Annotated in this window: 10 protein-coding genes; 1 reads left to right on the top strand and 9 read right to left on the bottom strand. The window is 37.4% G+C overall.

Annotation, left to right across the window (positions count from 1 at the left end):
• Window positions 1-74: 74 nt before the first annotated feature.
• Window positions 75-1112 carry a tRNA dihydrouridine(20/20a) synthase DusA gene (gene dusA / locus EXE09_RS03755; RefSeq protein WP_130116388.1) on the top strand — a complete coding sequence of 346 codons (1038 nt, stop codon included), beginning with the start codon at window positions 75-77 and terminating at the stop codon, window positions 1110-1112.
• Window positions 1113-1177: 65 nt separating this feature from the next.
• On the opposite strand, the gene EXE09_RS03760 is transcribed toward dusA, so the two are convergent.
• The 9 genes from EXE09_RS03760 to EXE09_RS03800 form a co-directional block, all read right to left on the bottom strand.
• Window positions 1178-1687 carry a hypothetical protein gene (locus tag EXE09_RS03760; RefSeq protein WP_130116389.1) on the bottom strand — a complete coding sequence of 170 codons (510 nt, stop codon included), beginning with the start codon at window positions 1685-1687 and terminating at the stop codon, window positions 1178-1180.
• Between the two features lie 60 nt (window positions 1688-1747).
• Entirely contained in the window at window positions 1748-2545 is a 798-nt protein-coding gene (locus EXE09_RS03765; protein WP_130116390.1) for a hypothetical protein, read from the bottom strand.
• Window position 2546: 1 nt separating this feature from the next.
• Window positions 2547-3323, bottom strand: a complete 777-nt coding sequence (locus EXE09_RS03770; protein WP_130116391.1) for a ThiF family adenylyltransferase — start codon at window positions 3321-3323, stop codon at window positions 2547-2549.
• A gap of 386 nt (window positions 3324-3709) precedes the next feature.
• Window positions 3710-4540, bottom strand: a complete 831-nt coding sequence (locus tag EXE09_RS03775; protein ID WP_130116392.1) for a TatD family hydrolase — start codon at window positions 4538-4540, stop codon at window positions 3710-3712.
• 11 nt (window positions 4541-4551) lie between these two features.
• On the bottom strand, window positions 4552-5520 hold the full coding sequence (locus EXE09_RS03780; protein ID WP_130116393.1) for an RsiV family protein: 969 nt from the start codon (window positions 5518-5520) through the stop codon (window positions 4552-4554).
• Between the two features lie 145 nt (window positions 5521-5665).
• Window positions 5666-6460: a hypothetical protein gene (locus EXE09_RS03785; RefSeq protein WP_130116430.1), complete on the bottom strand. Its 795-nt coding sequence runs from the start codon at window positions 6458-6460 to the stop codon at window positions 5666-5668.
• A 129-nt stretch (window positions 6461-6589) separates the two neighbouring features.
• Complete coding sequence (locus EXE09_RS03790) at window positions 6590-8182, bottom strand: peptide chain release factor 3 (protein WP_087552403.1); 1593 nt, start codon at window positions 8180-8182, stop codon at window positions 6590-6592.
• A 167-nt stretch (window positions 8183-8349) separates the two neighbouring features.
• A complete protein-coding gene (locus EXE09_RS03795) occupies window positions 8350-10425 on the bottom strand; it encodes an EAL domain-containing protein (RefSeq protein WP_130116394.1) in 2076 nt (691 codons plus the stop codon).
• A 212-nt stretch (window positions 10426-10637) separates the two neighbouring features.
• Window positions 10638-12821: a carboxy terminal-processing peptidase gene (locus EXE09_RS03800; RefSeq protein ID WP_130116395.1), complete on the bottom strand. Its 2184-nt coding sequence runs from the start codon at window positions 12819-12821 to the stop codon at window positions 10638-10640.
• Window positions 12822-12870: the final 49 nt, after the last annotated feature.

Raw genomic sequence — 12870 nt, forward strand, 5'->3', positions numbered from 1 at the left:
GATTAACCCACCTAAATATAGGTTCAAACAGATTCGCGCAGGTTGCGAAATATAGATTAAAGGTATGATTTTTAATGACTATTAACAAAAACATTGAAAACACTCAATCTCCGCGAATCAGTGTTGCACCGATGATGGATTGGACAACCAAAGATTACCGATTCTTTGCACGTTTGTTTAATCCTAATGTCATTCTGTATACCGAAATGGTGACTACAGGTGCAATCATCTATGGTGGTGCAAATCGTCACTTAGACTATAACAATGAAGAACATCCAATCGTTCTACAGTTAGGTGGCTCAAATCCTAAAGATCTTGCAACCTGTACTAAGATGGCGCAAGACTGGGGCTATGATGAAGTCAATTTAAATGTGGGCTGCCCAAGTGATCGTGTACAGAATAATAAAATTGGTGCATGTTTAATGGCTGAACCTGATTTGGTGGCTGAATGTATTGCTGAAATGCGTAATGCTGTTGATATTCCTGTTACGGTCAAACATCGTATCGGTATTGATGACATGCAGTCCTATGAAGAAATGTTGCACTTCGTTGATACTGTGGCAAAAACAGGTTGTGATAATTTTATCGTGCATGCTCGTATTGCATTGCTCCAAGGTCTTTCGCCAAAAGAAAACCGCGATGTACCCCCTTTGCGTTATGAAGATGTATATCGTTTAAAGCAAGAACGTCCGAATTTATTGATTGAGATCAATGGCGGCATTAAAACCTTTGCTGAAACGCAGGAACATTTAAAGCATGTTGATGGCGTGATGATTGGTCGTGAGGCTTATCATAATCCATACCTTTTGGCTGAATTAGGTCAGTTGTGGAATTTAGACTTACCTGATCGTTTTGAAATTATCGATCAAATGCTTCCGTACATTGCGAAACGTATGGAAGAAGGTGCGCCACTTTCAATTATTACCCGTCATATTTTAGGTCTATTCCAAAACCTTCCAGGCGCTCGCAAATGGCGTCAGGCTTTAAGCGGTGGCAATGCCAAAACTTTTGCTGATGTTGAAAATGCAATCGTGAATATTAAAGATGCAATGAAACGGACTGAGGATTATTTACAAGAACAGGCTTTGAAAGACCAACTTATTTCTCAATAAAGTCATAAATTAATTTATGTATTCAGAACAATGGTTTTACAAAAAATCCCAAGTAACCCATTGTTCTATATACGCATACACGCTTTGACCAAACGTCTTTTTTGAATATTCGTAATACAATGACTTGTTTCATCCTGTACATTTATACTGCGGGTAATATATTTCCCTGAAACTTCAGATATTACTCTACCTCCAGTTTTGAAATATGCAGTTATATTACAATTCGTTAAATCGACTGATGGCGTGAGCTCCAGTCTCTCCACATACTGCCCGCGCTGTCTGAGTGGAACTTCTAACTCGAGAAATCTATTTGCATTTTGAAACTCCTCTGTAGTTGTAATATGCTGAATCATCTCAAAATTACAAGATTTTTGGACATCATTTTTATGATGTTGCATAGACCATGTGAATAAAACATTTGCATCAAATACCATATTGTTTGCCTCATTCACTTGATATTCTGCTTTGAAATATTGAATCGTAACGTAAGCGCTATAACCCACGGCTAAAATTAAAGAAATTAAAAGCATTATAATTTTTAAATCAAATTTCTTTCGATTTTCTAAACCTAACATTCGTATTATATCCACCTCATTAAGACTGATCCTCTGATTATCAATTAAATTGATGATCTGTCACACATCATAAAAATCTGCATATTCCTGCGGTGATTCTGTATAAGTTAAAATAAGATAGTTTTGTGTTTTTATATGCTGTATCAATGTATTTTGAGTACTCAAATCAAAGTGATAAACCTGATTAAGTTCATCAATTAATGCTGTCGATTTTTCTATTTTAAAGGATTCAGTTTTGACAAATCCAAGCAGACTTGCACCCAAACCTAAAAACTCGAATCCAAATTTTTCCAACAGCTGAATAATAGCGAAACTTTCAAATGGCTGTAAATCACAACTAAAATAGCCATTAGGTAAGACTGCAAACTTTAATACTTCTGTTTCAACATCGACTAATTTGATGCGTAATTCACTTTCTAACACAGCCAATGGTGCATGATTCATTTGACAGATCACTTTAAAATCATCTGTATCATATTTTAGACAGTTTTTTAAATCCTTTATTTCTATAATATTTTTATCTTTAAGCAATTGTTTAACATAATAATTTACTTCGTGCACCCCCTGTTGAGCTTCAATTTGCTTAAAGTCATTTTCAGACACGTCTTTAAATTGTTCTTCTAAATCAAAATATAAATCATCATTTTGCGTAGCATGCATAGATGTATACATCGCCTGCCCGACATCATCTAAGACAACAAATACTTTTTTAGGATAAACATCCTTTTTCAATTGTAGATAAATATCTAAAACGCCTTGCCAATCAGCCATCTCGTGAATTTGACCATATTCGTTCAGATCAAATTCATCTTGGTTTATCTCTGGATTTTTATTCTGATTGATAATCAATGTTGCCATTTTATTCTCGCAGTTTCGCTTTTATATGATCTAATTTTTTCAACACTTCCGCAACAGCCACCATCGCAAAACTTGAAGTCACCACTACAGCAGAACCATAACCACCACAACGCAAGCCCGCACTGGCACAAACATCAGCACTAGAGAATGGATTATCAATCGAATAGACACATGTAATGCCAAACTTGTCTTTCGGCTTTTTACAAATCCCCATACCACGAAGCTGAGTACGCAATTTTGCCAACATCGGATCTTGTTCAGTTTTGGATAAATCCGCCACGCGGATTTTCAGTGGGTCTAATTTGCCACCTGCCCCACCAGAAACAATCAAAGGGATTTTATTAAAACGGCAATGTAACATTAACGCCAATTTGGCTTTTACATCATCAATGCAATCTAAAATAATATCAGGCTTATTCTCTAAAATTTCTTTGATATTTTCAGCACTGAGATAATCATCAACTAAATTGATTTTAATTCTTGGATTAATCGAACGGCAACGCTCCGCCATCACTTCAATTTTTTCTTGTCCCAAAGTCGATGTCATTGCAGGCAATTGACGGTTGATATTCGATGCTGCGATCGAATCCATATCCACCAAAGTTAACTCGCCAATACCTGTACGAGCCAGCGCTTCAACCGCCCACGAACCCACACCGCCAATCCCAATCACCATCACATGACTTTTTTCATAATGCTGAAATTCTTCTTCACCATAAATTTTGGCTACACCTGCAAAACGGCGGTCATATTCATCATCGTGGAGAAGTTCAGTCATGGTTTAAATCTAAATTCTAAAAATCCAAACTATTTTATCAAAAATAGACACTAAAAATGTAAATTGAATCCACAAAGCTGATCTCCATGCTTTAAAAGCTAAAAATATTTTATTGCTTTTAGAGTTTACGCTTGGGTTAAATCATATTCAGCACTTGAATCCTCATAACAGCATAAAAAAAGCCCCACAATAATGCAGGGCTTGGAGAACTCATTAACTTTGCTCTCATTCAACAAACATGGATTTGCTCATTGAAAATCATATTGATCAAATAAAATAGATGATTTGATATAAATTATGCCAATTTATGTGACTTTTCAATAAAAAATAAGATTTTGACACGATTCATTTCCTATCTGGTCATTTTAAGCCCGAATATACAAAAATTACTCTATCAATAATGACTCATTCGACACATCTAGTGTATTTTTCCAGAGTTGATCTGCCAATTGTGATTCATCAAGCTGTAAACATGCTGCCAAACCTTGTAATACATAAGGCAAATTTACTGGGGTATTACGAGTTCGATGTTCATGTGAAGTCTGACAACACAGCGGTGTCATATCAGGGCAATCCGTTTCTAAAACCAAATGCTCTACCCCAACAGCCTTTACCACACCGATTAACTTTTTTGCATTGAGGTTGGTAATTTGTCCTGTAATCCCAATTTTAAAACCAAGTTTAATAAACGCTTTCGCTTCCTCAATCCCCCCACTAAAGGCATGTGCAATACCACCATTTTTAAATTGTTGCTTTTTAAGCATGGCTAATACATCGGCATGTGACTTTCGAATATGTAAAAGAATGGGGAGGTTAAACTGCTGTGCTAACTCAATTTGAGCCGAAAAAAAATCTTGCTGTTTTTGAAATAACTCAGCTTGTTTGTGCTGTTTTAAAAAAGTATCTAATCCAATTTCACCAACTGCACAGCATCGTTCTGTTTTTAAAATATGCTCTAAATCATCTATATGACTCTGATCATGTTGTTCAACATAAAAAGGATGTAGACCAGGTGCAAGATGGCTTCGTGGTGCATTGTTGAGTTGATTCAGAAAATGATGTGTATCAATTAAATCTTGAAATCGCTCTTGGAGGAAGCCAATTAACACCAAATGCTCAACACCGACTGCTTTGGCTTGATACGCAAGCAACTCCCTGTCTTGATCAAAATCAGGGACATCAAAATGAGTATGCGTATCAAACAAAGACAAGGTCATTATAATTTCGTTTAATTATGTGCAACTGGAGCAGATGCACTTGGTTGATCTATTTGCATTTCGGCTGGGAAATATTGAGTTTTCAAGACACCTTTTAACTGATCATACGGAATCGTCAAACGCGGTAAACCAACCACATAAGGACCTATTTCATATTCACCATATTGTAAAATCAGACCCTGTTTACCTAAATAGAAATTATCAGACAGTTTAAATTTCCACACTTGCTCATACTCTGCAATATTATCTGCGAGTTTAGAATCAACGACCCAAGTTTTAAATGCTTGATACGCCAACTGTTCCAATTTAGCTTTTTGATTATTTTCAATAATTTGTGTCAATGTAACTTGTTTTTTGGTCACTAAATCAAAGTTATAATAACGTTGCACAGACGAACCATGTGCACCGCCTAAATAGCTACTGGTATTGAGAACTACTGTGGCTAAAGGCTTTTCAGCATTTAATATTTTAGGGCTGACCATCACATTAATCTGGCTACTTGCCCCGAGTGTTTTCAATTCTTTATCTAACTCTAAAAAAGAATTGGCATAAGGTTGTACTTTTTCTTGTAATTGCTGTGCAGGGGTTTTATTACTATTTTCTTGAATTTCACTGGCTGCTGTTTGCGCTGTTGATGATTGCTGATCAGGTACTTTCTTTTTTTTACTCAACTGAGCAATATCTAATATTTGATCTAAATTTTTAAGAATGGCTTGATCAATGATTTCATCGACAAAAGCTTGATTGGTTTTTAGACGCTCCACTGAAAATTCTGGACAGCTTTTCCCATCACATTCAGGCATATCTAGTTTTAACTTTTCAGTATCGCCTTGTAACTGTAATGATGTATCAGGAACTTGTGATGCAGCTGTTTGATCTATAGATGGATCTGCTTTCTTTGAATCAGGTTTATGACAAGCCGTTAACCCTAAAGTGATCACCAATATAGAAAGTGCCATTGTGCTTTTTTGATTCAACATTTAACCGACCTATCCACTTTGTTTCTGAGTTGCCATATAAGACTAGACTATGCTTCTCTATTAAAATGCTCAATCAATATTTGTATCTAATTGGCATTTTTTTGCTACATAAAATCAAACTATATCAAACACATTTCTGCCATTTTTAGAACATTTTTTGAAAGACTTCTGGTTTTAAAATTTTCTGTGTTTGTTCTTTGCTGAGATAAATATCCAACTGAGTTGCATCTTCTACAATTTCATTGGCACGATAATGTAATCCCACACCTTCACCATCAAAAAACCAATCTGCTTGTCCCCAATAGAGTTTTTTAGGCGCATGTTTTTTCACATCTGTATCTTGTTTCGCCAACCATTCAGCATACTTTTCTTGTACCCAAGTATTGAGCTGGTTTTGTTGATTCGGTGAAATCACATCTAAAATAATTAAACCTTTCTTGAGCTTTCGATCAGCCACAAAAAAGTACTGTCGCTCTTTTATAGTGACATCAGCTAGTAATGTATTAATAGACACTTGAAGCAATACATACTGGTTACGCTGAGAAGCCATTCGCGTTTGCATATGTAACTCAAAAGCTTTATTTTTTGGAAATTCCTCTTGCCAAGCATCTGATTTTTTCACGAATGCATTGATCGCTTGTTGCAAGGTCATATTTTGCTTAGAGTCAATCTGTGCTTGAATCACATGCGATTGATTATTGGCAATCCATTGGTTTAACCACGTATCCTGTGTTTTGATGGTTTGAATATCAATTTCAATACAGTTTTTCTTTTCACAGAATGGTAAAGCATAGTCTGCTTGGGCTTCTTGAATATTTAAATAAGGCAGAATATCGGCATTTTCTTTTTCTGACTGTAAAACACCTTGATCATTTTTACCCTGCTCTTTTTTTGAATCACAGGCAACCAAAGCCAAACTGCTTACACAAAGTACGGTCATTACTTTTTTTGAAAACTGCACTGCCTCAATCCCTTTGATTCCAAAAATCATATTCTGATACAAAAACAGCTTCGCGAGGAAGCTGTTTTTACATTTTTAAATAAGTTATGCCAATAAAATTGCAATCACTTAGTGTTCACGTGTCGCACGGAATTGAATATCTGGATAGCGTTCTTGCATGAGCTGTAAATTCACACGACTCGGTGCAAGATAAGTTAAATGACCACCACCATCGACAGACAATTGATCATGGGCTTTTTTCTTAAATTCGTTGAATTTTTTCTCATCATCACAAGAAACCCAGCGCACAGTGTTAATGTTTACAGGTTCATAAATACAATCCACTTTGTATTCTTCTTTAAGACGATAAGCAACCACTTCAAACTGAAGCACCCCCACAGCACCAACAATCAAATCATTGTTGATTTGTGGCATAAAGACCTGAGTTGCACCCTCTTCCGAAAGCTCTTTCAAACCTTTTTGCAGTTGTTTAGATTTCAAAGGATCTTTTAAGCGTACACGGCGGAACATTTCAGGGGCAAAGTGCGGAATTCCTGTAAATTGTAATTTTTCACCTGATGTGAATGTATCACCAATTTGAATAGTACCGTGGTTATGCAAACCAATGATGTCGCCAGGCCATGCTTCTTCAAGGTGCTGACGGTCGCCTGCTAAGAATGTCAAAGCATCACTAATGCGTACATCTTTATCAATACGTACATGCTTCATTTTCAAGCCTTTTTCATATTTACCTGAGCAAATACGCATAAAAGCAATACGGTCACGGTGTTTCGGATCCATATTGGCTTGAATTTTAAAGACAAAACCTGTGAAACCCTCTTCAGTCGCTTCAACTGTACGCACTTCAGTTGGGTGTGCTTTAGGTGGTGGTGCATAGTTACTGAATGCATCTAACACATGGTCTACACCAAAGTTACCCAAAGCCGTACCAAACAATACAGGGGTTTGACGACCTGCTAAGAATTCATCACGATCCAAAGGCTCATTTGCCATTTGTACCAATTCTAATGATTCTTCAAAGGCAGCCCACGCCAATTCACCGACTTTTTCACGAAGATCTTCATACTTATAACCGTCACGAATTTCAATATCGGTAATGGTTGAACCAAAGCCAGCTTTGTACACGTAGAATTTTTCTTCAATTAAATTGTATACGCCCGCAAAATCACGACCTGTACCTAAAGGCCAAGTCAGCGGTACACATTTAATTTTTAATACATTTTCAATTTCATCAAGCAGTTCTAATGGCTCACGAATTTCGCGGTCCATTTTGTTGACGAATGAAATGATCGGTGTGTCACGCATACGACACACTTCCATGAGTTTGATGGTACGGTCTTCGACACCTTTCGCACCATCAATCACCATCAAAGCGGAGTCAACTGCGGTTAAAGTACGGTAAGTATCTTCCGAGAAATCTTCATGCCCTGGAGTATCGAGCAAGTTAATCATTTTGTCTTTGAATGGAAATTGCATGACGGATGTGGTGATCGAAATCCCACGCTCTTTTTCCATTTCCATCCAGTCAGAAGTCGCAGCACGATCGGCTTTACGGCTTTTAACCATCCCAGCAACCTGAATCGCTTGTCCCCATAACAGTAATTTTTCTGTCATGGTGGTCTTACCCGCATCGGGATGCGAAATAATCGCGAAGGTGCGGCGTTGAGCGACCTGTGCCGCTAATTCATTTTGAAAGCTCATGCAAATACCTACTGCGAATATGCAGTTCAAGGGTCAAAAATGACCCAAATATAAAATTGGCGATATTGTAGCAGAATTCCATCCTGCTACGAGCTAATCTTGATAGTAGTTTTTATGCCAGTGCTTTTATGAACGTGCTTTTACATGGCTAGAAATCTAAAGTGGAGTTAAGAAATCGTATGTTCAATATTATAATTTGCTTCAAATCGCTCTACAGGCAACGGCATTCCCAATAAATAGCCTTGCAGTTGCTGACACCCTAAACGCTTAAGAATTTCCGCTTGTTGTTCAGTTTCAACACCTTCAGCAGTTACAACAAGACCTAGACGAATCGCGAGATGAATAATACTTTCTAAAATAATTTCTTCTTTCGAACCTTCACATAAATTACGAATGAATTCACGATCAATCTTCAGCTCATCTACAGGCAAATCTTTTAAATATAAGAAACTCGAATGCCCTGTACCGAAGTCATCAATTGCCAACCTAATTCCTAAATTTCTTAATTTTTCAAATGTTCGAATACTACTGTCAATATGATGCATGGCTGTAGATTCAGTAATTTCAATGATCAAATGACCACGTTTGATCTTATATTTTTGAATCAATTTTTCTAAAGTATCAATCAAATGCTTATGTTCAAATTGTACCGCTGAAAGATTTACAGCAACTGGACAGAATTGAAATTGTTTTTCTTCCCATGCTTGAATTTGCTGACAAGCCTGCTCTAAAGCCCAATAACCCATCCGAATAATCAACCCTGTTTGTTCAGCACCATCAATGAACATATTGGGTGCGAGTAAACCTAAAGTCGGATGCTTCCATCGAATTAATGCTTCAACACCACAAATTTTATATTCAGAGGTAAATTTAGGTTGATAAAATAGAATAAATTGTTGTTCTTCAACAGCTTTATACAAGTCATTAATCAACTTAGATTGACTTCGGCTTTGGTGTTGCTGATCTAAAGAGTTGTTATAAATACTATAGGTATTACGCCCCTGTTCTTTCGATTGCATCATTGCGGAATCAGCATTGATCAGGAGATCTTGTAAATTTTGTCCATGATCTGGAAAAAATACAATGCCAATACTGGCTGAAATATTAATTTCTTTACCTGAGATTTGAAAACTGTCTTGAATTTTATTCAAAAAAAGCTCTGCCAATTGTTCAACTTGAGGACGATTAGCATTTTCTAAAATCATCAGAAACTCATCACCACCAATTCGAATCAACTTCTGCCCCTCTTCCAAAAGAGGGTATAAACGTTGTGCTAATTTCACTAAAAGCTCATCACCAATATGATGACCAAAAGCATCGTTCACAGACTTAAAGCGATCTAAATCAATATATAAAAATGCAATTTTATGAGGAGATTCTTTAAGTTCTAGAAATAAAGAATCTGTGTATTGAACCAAAAAGAGACGATTTGGAAGTTTAGTTAAATTGTCTTGAAGGACTAAATATTCAAGTTCTTTATTTGCCTGAATGAGTTGCAAACTACGCTCTTCTAATCGTCGTTCTAAAATGGCGACACAAAAAGCTGAAACCAACACCAGACTTGCCACAAAAAGGATCGTAAATAATAAAATACCCTGTCCTTCATGAATATGCTCAGAGAAGTGCCCTGCGTCTATTGAAGAAATCGTCGCAGCACTCATACCAGTATAGTGCATACCCACGATACTCAATGCGATCATGATAGACACCGCAGATTTATAGAGCATTTTATGGTTAAAGGTATTCTTGTATTTAAAAGCTAACCAAAAAGAAAGACCAGATCCACTAATCGCGATCATAACTGAGAAGAAAACAATAATTAAATTATAATGAATCTGCTGGTTTGGTAGATTTAACCCTAACATACCCACATAGTGCATGCCTGAGATCCCAAATCCCATCAACAATGCACCTAAGACTAGGCGCGTGATCGGCAACGTATCTCGAGTCGTTAACCAAATTGCAAAGGTGGAAGCAAATGCAGCGATTACATAAGAAATAACGGTTAAGGTTGGATCAAAAAAGTAACCTTCAGGCAAGTGACAAGCCAGCATCCCAACGAAATGCATCGCCCAAATTGCAAATCCAAAAACCATTCCACTGAGGCATAATATTATTTTCCGCCCACGAGGCGTACGTGGTACAAATATGAGTTGCTCCAATGAAATAGCCACGTAACAAATGAATACTGCAACGCATGCAGACCCAATTACGAGACTACTATCATAACTCATATAACTCATAAAAATTTTCTTCCAGTAATGAACCTGTTATTGTTATTAGGAAACTCCAATATTTACAACGCATAACTGCGATAAGATTCACATTTTTTAAAGAACGTTAGTCCTCCTTAAAATATCACTATCCTATTGAAGGTCAAGTTATTTTTTAAACAGAATAAAAAAAAAGTATATCCGAGATATACTTTTTAAATTCAATTAAAAATAGTGTTTAGTTATTTTTTATTGATATGTGCTAAATCTAACAAAACATTGGCAGCTTCGCTCACAAATGTTTCCTCCTCAGGTAATGCAGGACGCTGATTCACCTTCATTTTTGCTCGAGATTCTGCTAATGCATCCAAGCTTGCTTGGTAGCTTTCCCAATTCGAATAAGGTTTTAAACCTGTTTCAGAACGGCGCTTATTTTCAGCAGCCAAGGTTTTTGCTTCAAGTGCGAGTAAGTCCGCTTTACGCTTTTCAATATCTAAAGAAATTTGCTTTTGATCTTTAGCTTCTTGCGCAATGGTCTTGCGCGTACTCAAATATTGAAACTGAGGGTCAGTACTGATACGGATTTTCGACTTTTCACTGAGTTGAGCCACATAAGGTTGAATCGAACCTTCACGCTTGAATGGTGCGGTTGGAATAGTATCCCATTTCAATGCATTCTTGGCTTTACGTTCACCAAACTCTTCGTCGTAAATATCAACTAACTTAATATCTGGAATAACGCCTTTATTTTGAGTACTTCCACCCGTAATTCGATAAAATTTACGTTGCGTCAAAGTTGCTTGACCATAAGCCAAACTATCCAATTGAACTTGTGCAGTTCCCTTACCTGTGGTTGTACTTCCAAGAATGACAGCACGATCATAATCTTGTAATGCAGCAGAATAGATTTCGCTTGCTGAAGCAGATGCCAGGTTCACTAAGACTGCCATTGGACCTGCATAAGTTTGTGCACCACCATCGGTATCTTCAAATACACTGACATTACCATTGCCATCACGGATTTGAACCACTGGACCTTCTTTGACAACCTGACCAATCATTTTGGCAACTTCTTCTAAAGAACCACCTGGGTTATTGCGTAAATCGACAATGATTCCTTCAACATTTTGCGCTGCTAATGATTTCAAAGCATTATTGGTATCTTCCGCCACTGAACGATATTCTGTTCCTGCACGACGCGCACGATAGTTCAAATAGAATGATGGAATTTCTACAACACCAAACTTATGCTTTTTCCCATCACGTGTCACTTCAACTGTACGTGAACGCACGCCTGCGTCTTCTTCTTGGATAATGTCACGAGTAATCGTCACCACACGCGCTTGATTCATCGCTGCGCCTGCGCCAAGAAGTTTCACAGAAACTTTGGTGCCACGCTTACCACGAATTAAACCGACAATTTCAGAACTCGGCCAACCAATGACATCCACCATTGCTTCGCCATCTTGTGCAACACCTATGATTCGGTCACCTGACTTGACTTGTCCTGTTTTACTTGCAGGACCACCGTCCACAATGGTTTCAATTTTGGTGTAATCCTCATTTCCACGTTCAGGACGAATCGACACACCAATCCCTTCAAGTTGCAAGGTTGTTTGACGATTTAACTCCATCGCATCGACAGGAGGGAAATAATTGCTATGCGGATCATAAGTGAGTGTCATTGCATTAAGAATACGCTCTAACACATCATCACTTTTGGTACGTCCGATACGTGCCAATTGACGAGTATAACGCTTGGTCAATGTCTGAGCAGGGGTCAAATCCTCAGATGAAGTCAGATCTTGCCCATTCGCCAAAGTTGGATCATCTTTGAGTGCTTTCTGTTTAGCTTGATCTTCTTCTTTAGAAATCGTTAGATTGATCAACTGAGAAACTAACATTTTGCGCCAGTAATTTTCTAATTCTGCTTTACTACCAAAAAATGCTGCTTTTTCACGATCAGTATCAATAAACTCATTAGACTGCTTTAAATTTTGTGTTTTTTTCAGTTCAGCCAATTCAAATTCATAAAATTCTTTTAATCGCGCACGATAATGTGCATGAATCGCAAATGGCCCCGTTAAATCACCTGCTTTTAATTTTGCACCTAAAGTGGCACCATATTCTTTTTTATACTGCTCAACTTCTGAAGCTAAAAATAAGGTGTGCTCTGGATCAAGACTGTCGATATACATATCTAGAATGCGACTTGATGTATTCGCATCCAAACGCATATTCAAATAATGTTGACGGTCAATAAGCGCAGCCAGCTGGCGAGTCACCAAGGCTTGTTCTTGTGAGGGCTGAATAGATTGAGACACTTTAGTCGCATTGGTTTCAGCCACTGCTTGATTAATTGTATGCGTGAAAAATAAACCACCAGTGACAAGTGCTATGGCGCAAACGAGATTTTGAAGTTTCATAAATTCTTAATACTTCCTAGAGGTTTCCCAATTTCTATAGCGTTTTTCA

This window comes from Acinetobacter sp. WCHAc060025, assembly GCF_004209355.1.
In the GTDB taxonomy this organism is placed as follows: Bacteria; Pseudomonadota; Gammaproteobacteria; order Pseudomonadales; family Moraxellaceae; genus Acinetobacter; species Acinetobacter wuhouensis.